Origin of the sequence: Pedobacter kyungheensis, from assembly GCF_000812965.1 — a bacterium.
Taxonomy (GTDB): Bacteria; Bacteroidota; Bacteroidia; order Sphingobacteriales; family Sphingobacteriaceae; genus Pedobacter; species Pedobacter kyungheensis.
The window spans coordinates 58214-76931 of sequence record NZ_JSYN01000011.1 but is presented as its reverse complement, the minus strand read 5'-3'; the positions used below and the strand labels follow the sequence as shown (position 1 = coordinate 76931).

The following is an 18718-nucleotide window of genomic DNA, read 5'->3' as shown; positions in this document are numbered from 1 at the left end:
TTAGCCTAAAAGAACACGCATAAAACGTGGTGGAATGGCCTGCATTTCAAGCAAATTTTTACACAGTAGCGGCGCATCCCTGCAAAAGCATGCAAAAAATTGATAGTAAAGCCGCAAAAACAAGCTTAAAAGACTATTCACCTTAAAAAGTGCGGAATGCACCATTCATTTTTATTTATTTACGCACAAAAAACATCCAATCGAAACAAAAAATCCTTTCCGAAATGATTCGGAAAGGATTTGAATATATGTAGATTGGGTATTTTATTGCTGAACGCCACCGCCCATTCCACCGCCTTGTTGCTGGTCTTGCTTGGTATCGTCGTTTTTAATTTTTTTCTTTTCAGTAAATTTAAGTTTACCAAAAGAGTAACTGAAATTAACACCAAACGATCTTAGCGGATAATAGATATTGGTACTTTGGTATAGAGTACTAATTCTATTGCCATCACTTGTTACCGAATTATTAACTGTTTTAATGTGTAAATCTCTGGTAAATGGATTTAAAGTGTTTATACCTATTGATCCCTTTTTGTTCAGGATATCTTTTTTAAACGATGCGCCATAAAATACCATAGCATCTGTTTTACCCTGATAGGTTCTTCTTGGCGAATTTACCACACCAAACAATTCGAAATTGTAACCTTTACCAAATCCGTATGCAGAGCGTCCAAATATATTATAGTTTAAAAAGGTGCCTGTACTTACCCCAGTTAAACTATTGCTTACTTCGTAAGTATTCACACCAAGATTGGTCATCAAAGTCCATTTTGGTTTAGGATTGTAAGATGCAAAAACATTGGCACCATAAGTTTGGGCTACACCAACGTTAATAAAGCTTGTTAAAGTTTTATCTACTCCGTTTTCTTTAAAAGAAGTTATAGAACTTTCGATAACCCCTCCGGTACGACGATAAAACACAGATGCATTAATTACCGAACCTTTAATAAAGGTTGAATAGCCAAGCTCCAGATTATCACTTAATTCAGGTGCCAAATCAGGTCTTCCTTCTCTAACGTTAAACTGATCGCTCTCGTTACGGAAAGGATTTAAGTAAGATAAACTTGGTCTTTGTACCCTGCGGTTATAGCTTAATTTCAAAGTTGCATTTCCTTTAAGCGTTTGTGAAATGATCGCACTCGGGAACAAGTTGAAGTAATCGTTTTTCTGTATACCGGCTTTTTCGGTATTAAAACTGATACTGGTATACTCTGACCTCAAACCACCTTTAAAATTTAATTTTTTGCTTAATTTAAAACTGATTACACCATAAGCAGATGCAACATCCTGGTTATAGTCGAAATCGCCCTCGCTTTCGTTGCTAAACTCACTGCTGATATTTCTGAAAATACCTTTAGCACCCACTTCTAAAATAGTCGATTTGCTAAACGGATAGGTGTAGTCGGTTTGCGCGGTATACTCTTTGTTTTTACCGGTATTGCTGTTGTTAATCGGCTTGAAGTTAGAACCCACTATTTCGTTCTGAAATTCAGTAGTATTTCTTCCGGTTGATAACTGGCCTGAAATGGTAAATTCTTCGCCTTCTTTCTTGGTGGTGTGTTTGTAATCTACGTTCCAGTCAAAATTACTGAAACCCATATCCATATCGCTTTTATTTACCAATTTAACACCATTAATCGTATAATCGGCTTCACCAGGACCACCGTTAGAAAAATTATTGTATTTTAAGTTAGAGCTCAGGTTGTTATAAGCATTAAAATCATAATCTACACCAACACTTCCGTTATAACCATTACGGCTCCATTTTGAGTATCCGTCCTGAGAGATGTTGTTAAATGTAGTTTTGGTTAAACTATCGATACGCGTATTGTTTTCGAACTGTACCCTTGATTTTTGTGCGTATGCCAGGTTAGTACCTAAGCTGGTATTAACGCTCAATCGGCCGGTTTTAGCAGTTAAGTTAAACGCACCATTATTTTGGCGGGTACCTGCCGAGGCATTAACTGTTCCGCTTACACCTTGTGCATTTGATTTTTTAGTAATGATATTGATGATACCACCAGATCCTTCTGCATCGTATTTAGCCGATGGACTGGTAATTACTTCCACACTTTTAATCTGCTCAGCAGGAATCATTTTTAAGGCATCAGCAACGCTGCTGGCCATGGTACCAGATGGTTTACCATTAATTAGTACGCGCACCGCACCTCCACGCAACTGAACATTTCCATCCACATCAACAGATAGCATGGGTACTTTACGCATTACATCGGTTGCATCGCCACCGGCATTGGTACCATCGGCTTCTGCATTGTACACCATCCGGTCGATTTTATTTTCGATAACGGCTTTGGTGCCCTGTACCTGCACATCGGCCAAAACATTTTCTGTTGAAGAAATATAAATGGTACCCATGTTGTTATCGGGCTTGGCAGGAGTAGTGGTAACCAATACTGTTTTGGTTTTATAGCCCATAAAGCCAATCATCAGCTTGTAAGCATCGGGCGATACATTTTGAAGGCTTAGTTTACCTTTTTCGTCGGTAACACCACCGTTAACCGATTTATTATCTTTTACGTTAATTAACGATACAGTTGCGTAATCAATAGGTTTTTTAGTTAATGAGTCGAGTATAACAGCGGTAATCCGACCGGTAACGGTTGTTTTTTTTGCTCCTCCACCAAAGCCACCTGGAAATTGGGCATGCGCTTTAAAAAACAGGGCAATGGTGAGGGTTAATAGTAGCAGTTTTTTCATGTTAGGAGTTAGTCTTTTGTAATTAGTCTGCGCAAATTGCATTTTGTTACAATGCTGCGCCACACTTTTTACGTGAGTAGTTTAATTTGGTCGGCAAAGATCGTTCTTTTACCGGTGAAAATAAAACTCCTGATGAATATAGGTACCAGAAAAGCAAAAAGACCGCATATAACGCAAAAAAGGATGATAAAAATCATCTTCTTATCATCCTTTTAATATTTTATGGAGCATTTAGCCCTCCCTAACCTGCTTACCTGCCAGTATTATTTGGCCTCGAATAAACCATTTGCATTACATTGATATTGCGCATGGCGAAAGCAGCTTCACAATAATTTAAATAATAGTTCCACTTGCGGATAAAGGTTTCGCTGAAACCAAGGGCTTTTACTTTATCGATATTTTTATTGAATGCTATAAACCATAAATGAAGGGTACGGGCATAATCTAATCCCATATCTTTTAAGTCGACAAGTGTTAAATCACCTGTCTCGTTAATGGCCTTATTTATGGCTGCAACCGATGGTAACAATGAGCCCGGAAAGATATGTTTCTGGATCCAGTCTACCCCATTACGCAATTTATCGTAACGGCTATCAGGCGAGGTAATTACCTGAAAAGCAAAAATGCCATCTGGTTTTAAAAGCTCCTGGCATTTTTCAAAGTAAGTTTCCAGGTATTGGTGCCCAACAGCTTCAAGCATCTCGATCGATACAATTTTATCAAAAGTTCCGGTAATCTTGCGGTAATCCTGAATAATAACTGAAACCTTATCTTCGAGTTTTTCGGCATGCACACGCTCCATGGCTAACTTTTGCTGTTCTTTAGAAATGGTTACCGATGTAACTTTGCAACCATATTTTTTGGCCAGAAAAATAGCATTACCACCCCAGCCACTGCCAATTTCCAAAACATGATCGGTAGCTTTAATTTTTAATTGTTGTGCCAGCCGATCGTATTTGGCATATTGCGACTCTTCCAGACTCGTATGTTCGTTGGCAAAATAGCCGCTTGAGTAAGTCATGGTTTTATCTAAAAAAGTAGCAAAAAAATCGTTGTTTAAGTCGTAATGTTCGGAGATATTCTTCTGCGAACCGGCCAGCGTATTGGCCCTTCTTACATGGTATATTTTATTTACCCATTTTAGCAGGCCCAGTGCGAAAGATTTAACTTTACTGCCCGTAACCGAGGGTGCATTTTCGATATTCAGGATTACCCATTTAATCACATTGGTAATGTTGGTGGTATCCCAAAGGCCTTCGGTATATGCTTCGCCAAAACCGATATCGCCATAAAGGGCAATCGATTTAAAAAAATCAGCATGGTTAACCTGTATATTGGCTGTTATAGCATGTTCTCCGTTGCCGAAAACCAAAGTTTCGCCATTTGGCAATGAAAGTTCTAACTTTCCTAAAGTCATTTTAGCCAGTGCATTAAGCACTATTCTTTCGAAAAACCCTGTTGATGTTCTGGTAGCGACAAGCGTGTTCATACGGTTATTTTTTCTATTAATTAAGGTTTATATGGCTTATATACGTTACGTTGCAGCTGAGGGTTTTTGGCCTTAGCATGAAATGGTATTTTTTTTAACCAAAGTTTCAGCGCCTGCCAGTGAATCATGCCCATTACCTGCAACGGAATTAATGGGATAGCAAAGAAACACTTTAATAAGCTGTTATTATTTAATGGCTTCTGCTCCCCTTTTAAGGTGCTGATAAAAAAACGTTTACCATTTTTATCAAGGTCATCAATTTCAATATCGAGCTTAGCGGCAGGCACCTTTAACCTGAAATCGAAAGCATCATCCAGATCAATAAAAGGTGATACATAAAAATATTTTGTGGTTATTTTTTTAAAGGTATCGCCATCCAATTCTTCTTTTCCAAAGAAAAAAAGTTTCATTTCGCGATAGGTATTACTGATTTCGGCCACACAACATACCGGATTCCCATCCTGATCGAAGCAATAATAAAAAGAAACCGGGTTAAAATTATAGCCCAGCACATTGAGGTTGGTAAGCAGTTTTATCTTGAGCCTGCTGCCATCTACACCATTCTCTTTCAAATAATCTTCTAAGTGTTGACGTGTATTCTTGGTTTTATCGGGGTTTGCTTGAGGCAACTGCAGGTGTTCGGCATCCCGGAATGAAAAAAGATTAAACCTGTTGCGACTAAACCAACGTAGTTTTTGCGCCAGCAGATCCAACTCATCCAGATCAATATAAAACATATACACGTTGTACCAAAAGGAATGTTTTTTGGGTGCCAGGCGGTGATGCATGACCTTTGCCGTGTATATACTAGATTTGAACTCCATTATTAATCAATTTACGAAATTTTTAACTTGTTGTCATTCTGAGCGCAGCGAAGAATCTTTTCTAATAGATCTTTCATTACATTCAGGATGACAGATCATAACAAAAACGCGTCATTGCGAGAAGGAACGACAGCCGGCCCCGACTTCTCGGGGAAGCAATCTTTCATGCTGGTAATTCTCACTTTAAAGATTGCCTGCCTGCTGCAGGCAGGCTTCGTCGGCTGAAAAAGCCTTCTCGCAATGACGAATTGATCACTTTAAAGAAGATTGCGGCACAAATCCACCGCACTCTTATATGCATCTTCATGAAAACCATATTTAAAATAACTGCCACAATAATATATAGGTCCGGTTTCATTTAGCTGATGTAATTGCGCCTGCGCCTGCATGGCAGGTACATCGAATAAAGGATGGTGGTAATCTATTTCTTTAATGATTTTTTTGGCATTTAAAGTACCTGTGGGATTAATCGAAACAAAATAGTTTTGTTTTTTAGATACGCCCTGTAAATTATTCATCCAGTAAATGGTGCTGGGCAATAATTTATCGCCCTGTTGCTCTACCCGGTAATTCCAGCTGCTCCAGGCCAGTTTTGCTTTTGGCATTTGTGCTTCGTCGGTATGTACAACGGCTTTATTGAGCTGATATTTAAATTTGGAAAGTAATTCAGTTTCCAAAGCTGTTTTATCTTTAACTATTTCGAATGTCTGATCGGCATGGCTGGCCATAATCACTTTGTCAAATTCGAATTTTTCACCTTTGGCCGTTTCTACTTCAACCTTTCCATTTTCCAACCTTTTTACAGCCACAATTTTAGTGTTGGTCTTAATCCGATCGCGAAAGGGAGCAATTAGTTTTTCGCGGTAAGCCTGACTTCCCTTTTGTAAGGTATACCATTGATGCTGGGTATTGAGCCCTAAAAAACCGTGATTTTTAAAAAAGCGGATTAAAGTAACCGCCGGGAAATCTAAAATCTGCTCCATGGGTGCACTCCAAACGGCCGCACTCATGGGTATGAGATATTGCCACAACATATCGTCGCTATAGCCAAATTCTTTAAAAAACCTTCCGATTGAATAATCCTGATATTGGGGTTGATCTAAAATTTCTACGCTTTGCTTATTGAACCGGTTAATTTGCATCAACATTTTCAGGTAAGCAATATTGAACAGGTTTTTGCGCTGGGCAAACAAATGGTTTAAACTCGATCCGCTGTACTCGAGCTTTTTAGGCAGAAATTGTACGCTGAAAGACATATCTGTTTTCATTACCGGCGCATCAATTTCGGCGAACATTTCGGTCAGGTTGGGATAGGTTTGATAATTGAAAACCATGAAGCCGCTATCGAGGTAAATCGGTTGTCCGTCTTCCTCGAGCGTAATGGTATTGGTATGGCCACCAATATAATCCAACTCCTCAAAAAGGGTAATGTCGTATTTATGTTGCAGTTTGTGGGCACAACCCATACCTGCTATTCCGGAACCAATGATGGCGAGTTTTTGCATTTTAAGAGATTTGAGATATTAGATGAGACAGGAGATATTAGATATGAGATTTGAGATGCTAGATATGAGACAGAAATCATTTATGTATTACCTATTCAACCTTACACCTCAACCCCTATACCTTACACCTTCTCGAACAAATAATGGCACACCATCCATTCGTTTCCTTTGTTGTAATTAAAAAGCTCGGCGCAGGCCAGGTAAAATAAACGCCAGTACACCCACCATTTTACCGCCTGGTCTTTCCCATAAGTTTCTTCGAAGATGGGCATAATCTCTTTTTTGTGCTTATCCATATTGCTTAGCCAGGCTTCTGATGTTTTAGCATAATTGGTACCGTTTACTACCCAATGTTTATCAATTTTTAAATCGTCGTTGAAGTAAAAAAACAGGTGATTGGAGGGCATAATGCCACCGGTAAAAAAGTATTTGCTCATCCAATCGGTTTCATCAACTACCTCAAACTTATAGGCGAGTGTTTTGTGTGTAAATATGTGCACAAACAGTTTCCCTTCGGGTTTGAGAAAAGAAGCCACTTTATTGAGCAGGAGTTTATAGTTGCGCATGTGCTCGAACATTTCAACCGAAACTATGCGATCAAAGGTATCGGCAATGTTAAAAGTATTCATATCGGCGGTTAACACGGTAAGGTTATCAATGCCCCGCTGTTTAGCTGTTTCATCAATAAAAATCTTCTGTGTAGCCGAATTCGAAACCACGGTAAAGGTACTCTGAGGAAATTTTGCGGCCATGTAAAGCGAAAGCGATCCCCAGCCGCAACCCAGTTCGAGCACATTTTGCCCATTTTGCAAATCAGCTCTTTTACAGGTTAAGGCCAGCATATCATCTTCTGATGTATCAATATCTTTTACCCCAGCTTTCCAATAGCCACTGCTGTATTTGAGGTTTTTACCCAAGCAATATTGAAAAAAAGCGGTAGGTAGTTCGTAATGCTGCTCATTGGCATCGGCGGTATTTACAGCAATGGGCGACTGCTTTAATTCGGCAATCAAATCCATAAATTTTTCCTGCTGCAATTCTTCATTGTTTAGCGTTTCGTCGTCTAAACGTTGCTTGCATAACTTTCTGATCCCGATCCTCAATGCCGCATCCGGAAGTTTATTATTTTCTAAAAGTTTATCGTACCACATATGTTGAGGTGTAAAATGGAATTAAAGATGGAAAATGGTTGATGTACGTAGGAAACCTGAGAACGGATTTATCAATCATCCGTTTTACTTTGCACCGCTACTATCCTTTTTGCTCCACGGGAAAAAAGCACTGGTTGTATCCTGATATTTTTTATAAGCTACCGGCTTGCTGCGCAGGTTTTGTTCTTCGTTATTGGGTACACCGGTAACCCGGGTTAAGAGGTATAAAATAATGGCGGGACTGATGATCGCCACTATGCCCCATGGCGATGCCAATGCAAAAACGAAATAAGCTATCCAGGTTAACCATTCGAAAAAATAGTTGGGATGGCGGCTGTAATACCATAATCCGGTATCGCATACTTTACCTTTATTGCCCGGGTCTTTTTTAAATTCGGCCAGTTGCCTGTCGGCAATCATTTCGCCAAAAAATGCGATTACCCAAATACCTGCGCCAATATATTCTAACCAGGACATGGATTGCGAGGTATTGGCTGTGATGATGAAAAAGGGAATGGCCAAAATGACATTGGATATGGCCTGAAACTGAAAAAACACCAAGAAATTGCGCTCGGCCTGATCGCCCCATTCTTTACGGAGTTGCTGGTACCTTCCCTCCTCTTCACTTAAATGACCAATAACACGCTGCCACAAGTGAACGCCCAAACGGAGCTCTGCAAGTAAAAACATGCCACAGCTTAAAATTTTGCGCGGTTCAAAGCCTTCCGACAGGAAAAAAGTGATGAGTGTGATTACGGGAAAGTTGAGTGCCCAGAACACATCTACCACGCCTGCATTTTTGATTTTTTTTGCCCAAAGCCAAACCAGGGCCATGATACCACAACAGGCGATAAGTGAGCAGAGGGCGATTAAGAGTAGATGTTTGTAATCCATACAAGGTTTAGGGTTTAAGGCTTAAGGTGTAGGGCGTATTTAGCCAGGTACAGCCTTTTTGTCTTATACCTTTTGCCTTCTACCTTTTTGCCAGTAGTTCTTTAACACCTTCGCCGGGTTTTAGTTTAAATAAATGTACTAAAACATAAGCCAGGGTTGCTATACTACCTAAACATACGAACAAAATGGTTATAGAGATTTTAAGAATAATGCTTTTTTCTTTGTAGAACATCCACAGGGTGATGATAAAGATATTGGCATAAAAATCCCAGAGGGTGGCACGCATCCAGGGAATGCTGCCCAGGAAATCCCACTGCTCAAATAAGTTACTTTCGAGCGAAGTACTGATCACTTTATAGCACATGAAGACCAGCAGGATAGAGAAAACGATTTTGAGAAAATTAATCATGAATGCAGGATGAATTTAAAACTTGTTGGATTAATATACGTTTAAACCTGCAATAAAGATTTGGATGTTTAAGTTTAGGCCCCCACACTTTTCATTTACCACCTAAGACACCTTAGCACATATAAGGGTATATTGAAAAGACATGCATTTGATCTCCCACCTTCCATCCTTTTAACGTTCAATCTTCCGACTTTTACCCACCACCTAAGACATTTAAGGGCATTTAAGTTTTAGGCTCAATCCGTCACCCTGATCCGATGGCTATCGGATTTATTTCAGGGTCTCTGACTTACCGCGATATCTTTTATTTACCACCTAAGACAACTAAGGGCATTTAAGGAGATATTGAAAAGACAGGTATTTGATCTTCCATCCTTTAACGTTCAATCTTCCTACCTCCGACTTTCGGACATCGGTCTTTCCCGCTTTGGTCTTTCAGCTTTAGTCTTTCTGCTCCAATTAAACCTTCCTGATCTTAATAATCCGCATCCAGTGCAATACTTTCATAACCGGATAAGTTGGATCGAATTCCCACCATTTGGTTGCAAAGTTCGGACTATTGGGTTTTTTATGATGGTTGTTTTGGAAAAGTTCGCCCATTAAGAGAAAATCCCATGGCAAAGAGTTTTTACTGTGATCTTCGTTATCGTGGTTTGAATAACCGTATTTGTGGCCACACCAGTTTACAATTGCCCCGTGCAATGGCCCCATTAAAAAATGGATTGGCAATAAGAGGAACATCCACCAGTGGTTGGCAAAAGCAACATAAAACCAGATATAAAATAATCCACAACCTATTCTCCAGAACCATGAATCGCCAATGCGGTCAACCAGCGGCCATTCGGGGTAATTCCCCTGAAATGCAGGTTCTGGTTGTATTTTAAAATGCAGGTAATTCATATACATGTTCTTTGTGGCAATCATCATCCCGAAAACATCCTTAAAAAAATGTGGTGAATGTGGATCTTTCTCGGTATCGCTATAGGCATGATGCATCCGGTGAAGAATGGCATAAGCCCTTGGATTTAAAAATGATGAACCTTGCGAGATTAATAACACCAGATAGAAAAAACGTTCCCAGAAACGCTCCATTTTAAACATCTTGTGCGATGAGTAGCGGTGCAGGAAAAAGGTTTGGCTAAATAATGATAAAAACCAGTGGCAAAGAAAGAATATAAGGATGGTCATGTAAGGTGTGTATACTTTATAAACGAAGTTTGAGGGCGTTTAGTTTTCGGGCGGAAAGATAGACAACTGGTAATGTGCGAATAAGTAAGCCGTACCAATCACTAGCAGATGGATACGGCTTAAAAAAATTTATCTTCCGAAATCGTCCTGAACGCGAACGATGTCACTTTCATCTGATGGGTTTGCAGCATCGGTATGTTGCCAGATTTCAGCCACTACACCCCAATCTTCCAAACCAATTAAACGGTGGCGTTCGCCTTGTTGTAATTTAATCTGATCTTTTGGTCCGTATTGTTTTACTTCGCCTTCTTCATCAGTTTGGCTGGTTTTGATACCAACTGTACCGGTTACCACTTGCCAGATTTCGGCACGGCGGTGGTGATATTGCCACGACAGACGTGTGTTTGGGGCAACAATTAAAATTTTCGGGCTTAATTTACCACCAATTTTAAGGTCTTCTACGTTCAATCCGTCAAAATAGGTATCGGCAAATTGTTGTGCCTGCGCTTCGTCAATTACAAAGAAACCACCCCAAGGACGGGTTTCATCGCGGTTTACTACGTTAAAACCTTCAATTTTTAAACGTTGTGCTACACTTTCGAATATTTCTTTTTTATCGTTTGTCATCGGTAAAATATTTGTTTTCTAATGATTGTCGAGGTTTACCTGCATTAACAACCAGCCAATGCGTTTTTATAATTGGCGCAAAAATAAGCCTAATAAATTAAAAAAGGCCTATCGTGCTTTTTATTTTTTAGATACAACAAAAATCATACATTTCTACTGCGATCAAAATCTGGTTGATAGCCTCCTAATAAAGAAAAAGCCTCAGGGAATAAATTAAATTCCATGAGGCGCTGAATATTGATGATTAGACTGTATTACTGAATTTTATTCACCACAAGGTCATCAAAATAGATATAACTGGTTTGGCTCGAGCCCCATACGGCCACATCTTTTCCACCCCTGAAATTGTGGAAAGATAGCCTGTTAATTAAGCGTTGAGCATCGTTGGTGGTCCAGCGGATGGCTTGATCCAATACCGTGGTATCGTTAATGATTACCTGTACCCAGCCGTTTTTGGTCGATCCGGTATTGCTTTTGGCATACAAATGAACGGTATAGGTTTCGCCTTTAACCAGGCTGCCGGTAGCCGGGTAAGATTTGCCAAAAGTATCGCCGCAAGGACCGGCCATATCGCGGTGATAGACATAAGGCTGAAAGAACACGCGGCTGCCTGTATTGTACCACATCAGGCGCAAACTACCGCCATTACCATCGGTAGCAATATCGCAACCCGTATTTCCTTCACCAATGAGAAAGCCAAAACCTACTTTACCACCCCTGCTCCAATCGAACTGGCTATGAAAACGTACCTTAAAAGTAGCTTCGTAGGCCGAACCATCAGAAATATCGGCGCCGGCTATTAATCCGTTAGAAACAGAATTTGGTGCCAGGGTAGCACGGGCCCAGTTACCCGAAATATAGGCCCTGTCTTCGTTCCAGCCGGTTAAGGTGGCACCACCAAAATCGGCACTTGCCTCGCTGTAAGCATAGGATCCATCTGCATGGTTAAAGCTGGTATTGATATTACTGGGGTAAGCTTCGGTTACCGCTCCGGATTTTGGAGCTGAAGCTACAGGTTCCTTATTTTCTGCTGTTGATGTGGCTGCATTTTTTTTACATCCTAATGTTGCCGAAAGTACAAGCAACAGACAAGCAATAAAATGTTTTAAAATCATTTTTTGACTCATGTTTTTTTAGTTAAGATTTAAATTTGGTTAGTTTTTTGGATCATAACCTCCTATCCTGGATAGTTTGTTATGGCTTGGGTAAGAAATACTTTCTGTTTTTCGGTTAGTAATTATCTGTTATACTAACTTAACCATAAAAGTAAACCCAGACAGACGACGCCCGAACCAAAAACATAAAAATGCAATTGATTTACAGTTACAACGATTGAAATTATCACATTCAACCTGTTTAAAACTAACTAAATTACAACACTTTAACTTGCCTCATGCACTTTGAGATTACAGTTTACAATTACCTTTTTGTAGGCATTTACTCCAACTTCGCCATTAATGAGTTTAACGATCAGGCTTACGGCCTGCTCGCCCAGCAATTCGGGATTTTCTTCGATAGAGGCAATTGGCGATGAGCTGAGGTAGGCAATAATCGGATCGTTGCCAAAACCAATACACTCTAAAGATTGATAAGCCGGATGATCAACAGATTTTAGAAACCTGAGCGTATCGAAAAGCAGTTTCTCTTTAAAAGCAACAAGAGCTGTAGGACTGTTTTCATAATCGTTAAACAGGTTTTTAATGGCCAGTAAATTGTTTTCCTCATCAAAATCGGTATAGGCTACATGCGCCGCATTAAAAGCAATGTGATTGTCTTTAAGGGCGTTGATATATCCGGAAAAACGATCGTGACTAAAATTAACCATTTTTGGACCGCCCAGATAAGCTACTTTCTGATGCCCTCGGTTAATGAGGTACTCGGTAGCCATGTAGCAGCCCTGATGGGTATTGCTTAGTACTTTATGGCAATTGAGGTTAAAACTAGGGTTACGGGTATAATACACCACCGGAACACCAATTTTCTCGAACTGATCCAGATGCGTAAAATCGGAAGTCTGTTTGGAAATGGCTATAATTAAACCATCAACCCGCGAGCCCAACAGTGCCGCAGCAGCCATTACCTCCATCTCGTAATTATCGTGTGATTGGCTGATGATAATGTTGTAGCCATGCGTGGTAGCCAACTGCTCCATACCGTAAATGCTCCGTGTAAAAAAATGATCGGAAAGGTTGGGCAAAATAATCCCGATAATCCGCGATTTGCGGTCTCTTAATCTTAAAGCCGAAACATCGGGTGTAAAATTTAGCCTGGCAGCCAGTTCTTTTACCCTTTGCCTGGTACTCTCTTTAATACGAGGGTAATCTTTTAAAGATTTTGAAACGGTTGATATAGACAATTTTAATTCTTTGGCGATCAGTTTTAGTGTAACCGGTTTATTTTCCATAGCTCACGCTGCGATTTCAGCTAAGATAAAAGTCGCACGGCCTGCGATAAAAGTTCAGTACCGAAATAGGCCCGAAACTGGCCTTTGCATCCATTTCCAACGATGTAATAAATTTCAGTTTTTTTGTGTCAAGGATGATTTTAGGGTTAAATGCTGAAGCTATGAAAGGGCTTCTAAATGATTTTAAATTCACCTGGTTAAAAAGCTAAATCCGGTAAATTACAATGAAACCTTCCCACCATACGCGGCGACAAATCCTTGTGGCAATGAAACCTTCCCACCATGCGCAGCGACAAATCATTGTAAAAAAGCAATAAGCCACAGAAACGCATAAAACACGGAAGTATTTGACTTTTAAACCCAGTCCATTATTCCATATGCTGAATGCCGCATTGGTTCCTTTCCTTATAAAACCGCGTTCGCGATGAAGCAGTAATATTTTTAAATTCCGTGAATGCAGTGTTTCCGTGGCAAACATTAAAATTACTTTACTCATTAGTAAGCAAAAAAAGGGCGCCCAAAAAATTTGGGACACCCTCATCTAACAAACCAAAGTATTTTGTTAATAACCCGTATTTTGAGTAAGGTTCGGGTTATTTCTGATTTCGGAAGTAGGTATTGGAAAAAGCAGGTTTTTAGTCTGCAAAGGCTGGTTCACGCTCTTATTCACATGCCCAACAAAATTATCAAAGCCATTGGTGCTTTCGTTGTAAACTTTGCGCAGACGAAGCATATCAAACCAAAGAATGCCTTCATAACACAGTTCGTGCCAGCGTTCTCTCCAAACGGCTTCTTCAAAAGTAGTCTGGGTTAAACCAGCAAGGTCGCCAAGTTGTGCTCTTTTTCTGATGGCATTTAATGCGGTATAAGCTGCCGTATTAGGCGCACCATCGGCCCTGTTTTGTGCTTCTGCATAAATTAGCAGCGTTTCGGCATAACGAATTTGCGGAATGTTAAGGTCGCTGCGGCTAGTACCTTCTGTACCCAATGTTCCATTTGCAACAATATCGAAGTGTTTAAAAATATAAGGTTTGCCACGGTTAATCAACGGCATTTTAAATCCATCGGTATAGTAATCGGTAAAGAAATAACCTTCCCTGTTTTTTGCGCGCAAATCGCCTGCCTCATACGAAGTGTAAAAATCGCCGGTAGGAATAGCAGTACCAATTCCATCAATTTTAGAAACCAATGGCTGGTGTAGTGGCAAATAAGATGATTGCAGGGGATTACCTGCGCCAGCCGCATCGTTATACTGAACACCGAACAAATGCTCCAGTTTATTGTCGTTTTTGGCATCGTGTAGGGCAGCATAAGTTGGAAACAAGCCCAGCGCAGTTGGGTTCGCAGTTGAATAATCGATTACTTCTTTGGCTTTATCGGCTGCGAGTTTATAATAAGCTGTTCCCTTGTTAAGTGGTTGCCCGGCCATGGTAAGGTATACTTTGGCGAGTTCGGTTTTAATAGCAGCGGTTGATACACGACCCGTAGCATCCATGTATGGCAATCCTGCGGCCTCGGCTAAAATCAAATCATCAACAATTTGTTTGTAAACCTGCTCCTGCGGTGTTCTGGAAGGAGCAAAATTAGGGTCGTTAGGACTGTTTATCGGTTTTACGATCAAAGGTACATCGCCCCACAAACGTACCAGGTAAAAATAAGCCCAGGCCCTAACAAAAGCTGCTTCGCCTAAAATCCGTTTTTTCTGCGCATTATCCATCGGGTTAATGCCCGGCACTTTATCTAACACCAGGTTGGCTTGTGCAATTACTTTATAAAAGCCATTCCAGTTCTGGTTAACATGCAGGTTGGTACCATCGTAAATTAACGAGTAAAGGTTATTTAAATCCGAATTTTGTGCCGTTTCGGTAGATTGTATTCCAGTCGGCGCATCCAGCATCTGCCAGTTGTTAGAGAAAATACCTGCACCATTACCAATAAACCTAAGCTCTGAGTAAACAGCTGCTATACCAGCTTCGGCATGCTCGGGCAGCGTATAAAAACTACTTGGCGAAAGATTGGTGGGGTCGGTCTCATCCAAAAATTTCTTACAGCCCACAGTACCTGCCAACACTCCACCCAGTAACAAAAGGGCGGCAATGTTTTTTATATTTAATTTCATTTTGATATCCTTTCTTTAATTAATGTTTATAATCCAATGTTTAAGCCCACGGTAAAAGTGGTTGGCTTTGGATAATCGAAAAATGTTTGCCCTTGTGCAAAGGCATTGCCATAAGTGGTTACCTCAGGGTCGTTACCGGTATATTTGGTAGCCAGGAAGAAATTCTGCACTGAAGTGTATACGCGCAGTTTGCTTAAACGCAATTTTTCTACCAACGATTTATTAAAAGTATAGCCCAGCAACAGGTTTTTGCCCCGGATAAATGATCCATCTTCTACCCAGTGGGTATCTACGTTGGTTACATAACCCGCAGCCTGATCTCTGATTGCCGCAATAGGCGTATCCTGGTTTTGAGGTGTCCAGGCGTTTAGTACACTGGCAAAACTGTTGGCTTGTACCTGTCTGTCTTCTCCCGAGTGGTGGGTCATATTCAGCACATCGTTACCGTACGAGTATTGCAGCTCGACAATCAGATCTAAGTTTTTATAGCGGAATGAGTTCGAAAATGAGCCCCAGCCTTTAGGTGCTCCGTTTCCGATAATCTGACGGTCGGCATCGGTAATGGCATGGTCGCCGTTTACATCGAGGTATTTAATATCACCCGGAAGCAAAGTTTTACCACCGCGGTAACTTACATATTTAGCAGCTTCGGCCCTTTCGGCTTCGCTCCAGGTACCTAAACGTACCAACCCCCAGAATGAGCCAACCGGCTCGCCAACCCTGATAATACCCGTTTGATTGGTAAAGTTAGGGTTACCCACACCAAAAATATCATCTGGTGTAGCCAGAGCAAGTACTTTATTCCGGTTTAAAGAAATGTTGAAACTTGTTTTCCAGGTAAAGTTATCGGTTTGGATATTTACTGTATTAATGCCCAGATCTAAACCTTTGTTCTGCATCGAACCCACATTTTTTCTGATTACGGCATAACCGGTAGTGCGTGGAACCGGGGCATCTAACAACATATCGGTTGTTTTACGATAGTATATATCGGCTTCTAAATTAATGCGGTTGTTAAACAAGCCTAACTCTAAACCTGCATCATATTGTGCGGTTTTTTCCCAAACTAAATCAGGGTTTGCCAGGCGGCCGATACCAATACCAGTTACGCGGGTATCGTTAATAATACCAAAGTTATTCACTAATGTAGCTAACGACTGGTAGGCAGGAAGCTCAGAGTTACCACTTAAACCATAACTGGTTCTGAATTTTAAATTGGAAATGGTTTTATTGCCTTTTAAAAATTCTTCATCCGAAATTTTCCAGGCCAGCGCTGCCGAAGGGAAAAAGGCAAATTTGTGGTTCTCGCCAAATTTAGATGAACCATCTACCCTACCGGTAACGGTTAACAGGTATTTATCTTTAAAGGCATAATTAATCCTTCCGAAATAAGAGTTAAAAGCCGAACGGTTTCTGCTCGAACCCACAGAAATAGATTTACTGCCTGAGCCCAGGTTATTATCGCCGTAAAAGTCGGTTACAAAATTTTCGGCATGACTGGTGTTACTGAAAAAACTTGTTGCCTGCCACGAAATACCCAATAAAGCATTAATGGCATGCGATTCGGCAAAACGTTTGTTATAGGTTAAATAATTCTCCAGCGACCAGAAAGTTTCGCGGTCATCGGTAATGTTGGCGGTTCCGTTTTGTCCGTCGGAGATACCATACAGTTGCTTGGCATTGTACTCGTTGGTATTTCTGGTAACAATATTGGCGCCCAACTGGGTACGAAACTCCAGGTCTTTGCTAAAACTGATGGAAGAATAAATACTTCCGAGGGCAGTTTGGGTAATTAAACCAAATTTTCTATCGGTTAGGATATGTACGGGATTAGAACCACCTTCAGCCCAGGGGATCAGTTTATTATCTCCCCATTTTCCATCAGGCAGTTTAACCGGCAAAAAAGGAAAGGCTTCGGTAATCATACGCACCGAGTTTAAGCCACCGGTTCCCTGGTCTATAATATTTTCGTCCTGGTTGTTGTAGCTTAAGTTACCACCTACTTTTAACCAGGGCTTTATTTTGCTATCGAAATTAAACCTGCCCGAATAGCGTTTTAAATAAGAGTTTAGTAAAAGTCCCTGATCATCGCGATAGCCTGCAAAAACACCATAGGTATTGTTTTCGTTGCCACCTGTAAAACCCAGCTGGTGGTTTTGCGACAGTTTATTTTGAGTTGATTCTTTTAACCAGTCGGTATTGTACAGTGGATTTCCGTTGCTATCGAAAAACTGTGGCAAGGCAATCCTTGCAGCTTTTGGCACAGGTGTAGAGGCATAGTTTCCTGCTGCCCAACCCACCGGATCGTACACTTTAATATTTTCGTAGGCCAGATCCTGCACTTTAACATATTCAAAGGCATCGAGCATTTCTACATGGTGGGCAGCAAGTGTATTGATACCAAATTCTGCATCGTAAGTAACGCGTTGCGCATTGGCCGTACCTTTTTTAGTTGTAATTAAAATTACCCCATTGGCACCACGCGCACCATATATGGCCGTCGACGAAGCATCTTTCAATACCTCTACCGATGCAATATCGCTAGGGTTGATGTAATCGATGGCATTACTGTTTTGCGTTTGCGAACCTACCGGAAGTGCTACCCCATCAACCACATACAAGGGGTTATTACTGGTATTGATGGAGCTAAATCCCCTGATTTTAATGCTGGTTTGTCCACCCGGACGACCCGAGTTGGTGTTTACCTGCACCCCCGAAATCCTGCCTGCCAGGGCCTGGTTTAAAGATGAAGCCGGACGCTCCTGCAATTCGGTGGCTTTTACCACGCCTACAGACCCTGTTAAATCTGTTTTTTTAACGGTACCGTATCCAATTACCACTACCTCATCAAGTTTGTTATCAGCAGCTGCGCCCAGTTTAACGGTAAGGTTGTTATCCGCACCTACTGTTACATCTTTGTTTTCGTAGCCCACGTAAGAGAAACGCAGTACTTCGCCTGGGTTTGCTTCGATGCTGAACTTACCCGTTTCGTTGGTAACAGTTGCTTTGCCCGAGGTAAGGTTTTTAATCCCCACGCCGGGTATGGGCAGGTTCTTTTCGTCCAGTACAGTACCGGTAATTACCTTCCGGTTTTGTACCTCAGCAGAAGGCATTTTACTGATGGAAAGTTTGATGGGTTTCTCGGCATCCCGATGCCTGGAGAAGGCAGGGCCATTGAGCAAAAAAAGCACAGAAAGCCCTGTAATCTTTAGTAGATTGATTTTCATTAGGTTTTAGTTTAGTAAATGATGTTTGAAAAAACGTTTTAGCTATTATCCAAAGATGATCTGATCAAGGTTATAATCAAGCTAATAAAAGGTATGGGCTAACAGTTAACCTGTGCGTTGCAGACATACAGTCATGTAAATTTATAGACAACTATTAAATCTG

General features: G+C 40.8%; 13 protein-coding genes. All 13 read right to left on the bottom strand.

Going from position 1 to position 18718, the window contains the following annotated elements:
- Nucleotides 1-264: 264 nt before the first annotated feature.
- The 13 genes from OC25_RS10800 to OC25_RS10735 all read right to left on the bottom strand — a co-directional run bounded on the left by OC25_RS10800 (nucleotide 265) and on the right by OC25_RS10735 (nucleotide 18555).
- Entirely contained in the window at nucleotides 265-2718 is a 2454-nt protein-coding gene (locus OC25_RS10800; protein ID WP_039475613.1) for a TonB-dependent receptor, read from the bottom strand.
- A gap of 250 nt (nucleotides 2719-2968) precedes the next feature.
- Complete coding sequence (locus OC25_RS10795) at nucleotides 2969-4207, bottom strand: SAM-dependent methyltransferase (protein WP_082018578.1); 1239 nt, start codon at nucleotides 4205-4207, stop codon at nucleotides 2969-2971.
- 20 nt (nucleotides 4208-4227) lie between these two features.
- Nucleotides 4228-5031: a DUF1365 domain-containing protein gene (locus tag OC25_RS10790; RefSeq protein ID WP_039475606.1), complete on the bottom strand. Its 804-nt coding sequence runs from the start codon at nucleotides 5029-5031 to the stop codon at nucleotides 4228-4230.
- A gap of 257 nt (nucleotides 5032-5288) precedes the next feature.
- Complete coding sequence (locus OC25_RS10785) at nucleotides 5289-6536, bottom strand: NAD(P)/FAD-dependent oxidoreductase (protein ID WP_039475602.1); 1248 nt, start codon at nucleotides 6534-6536, stop codon at nucleotides 5289-5291.
- A 122-nt stretch (nucleotides 6537-6658) separates the two neighbouring features.
- On the bottom strand, nucleotides 6659-7687 hold the full coding sequence (locus OC25_RS10780) for an SAM-dependent methyltransferase (protein ID WP_039475598.1): 1029 nt from the start codon (nucleotides 7685-7687) through the stop codon (nucleotides 6659-6661).
- Nucleotides 7688-7771: 84 nt separating this feature from the next.
- A complete protein-coding gene (locus OC25_RS10775; protein WP_082018577.1) occupies nucleotides 7772-8581 on the bottom strand; it encodes a DUF1295 domain-containing protein in 810 nt (269 codons plus the stop codon).
- 79 nt (nucleotides 8582-8660) lie between these two features.
- Nucleotides 8661-8990 (bottom strand): DUF1475 family protein, encoded by a 330-nt coding sequence (locus tag OC25_RS10770; RefSeq protein ID WP_082018576.1) that lies wholly within the window; start codon nucleotides 8988-8990, stop codon nucleotides 8661-8663.
- 459 nt (nucleotides 8991-9449) lie between these two features.
- Nucleotides 9450-10178: an acyl-CoA desaturase gene (locus tag OC25_RS10765; RefSeq protein ID WP_039475592.1), complete on the bottom strand. Its 729-nt coding sequence runs from the start codon at nucleotides 10176-10178 to the stop codon at nucleotides 9450-9452.
- Nucleotides 10179-10307: 129 nt separating this feature from the next.
- Nucleotides 10308-10805, bottom strand: coding sequence for a cupin domain-containing protein (locus OC25_RS10760; RefSeq protein ID WP_039475589.1), 498 nt, complete (start codon nucleotides 10803-10805; stop codon nucleotides 10308-10310).
- A 254-nt stretch (nucleotides 10806-11059) separates the two neighbouring features.
- Nucleotides 11060-11920, bottom strand: coding sequence for a polysaccharide lyase (locus OC25_RS26880; RefSeq protein ID WP_209435587.1), 861 nt, complete (start codon nucleotides 11918-11920; stop codon nucleotides 11060-11062).
- A 266-nt stretch (nucleotides 11921-12186) separates the two neighbouring features.
- Entirely contained in the window at nucleotides 12187-13209 is a 1023-nt protein-coding gene (locus OC25_RS10750; RefSeq protein ID WP_039475587.1) for a LacI family DNA-binding transcriptional regulator, read from the bottom strand.
- A gap of 562 nt (nucleotides 13210-13771) precedes the next feature.
- Complete coding sequence (locus tag OC25_RS10740) at nucleotides 13772-15328, bottom strand: RagB/SusD family nutrient uptake outer membrane protein (protein WP_039475584.1); 1557 nt, start codon at nucleotides 15326-15328, stop codon at nucleotides 13772-13774.
- A gap of 26 nt (nucleotides 15329-15354) precedes the next feature.
- Nucleotides 15355-18555, bottom strand: coding sequence for a SusC/RagA family TonB-linked outer membrane protein (locus OC25_RS10735; protein ID WP_039475582.1), 3201 nt, complete (start codon nucleotides 18553-18555; stop codon nucleotides 15355-15357).
- Between the last annotated feature and the right edge of the window lie 163 nt (nucleotides 18556-18718).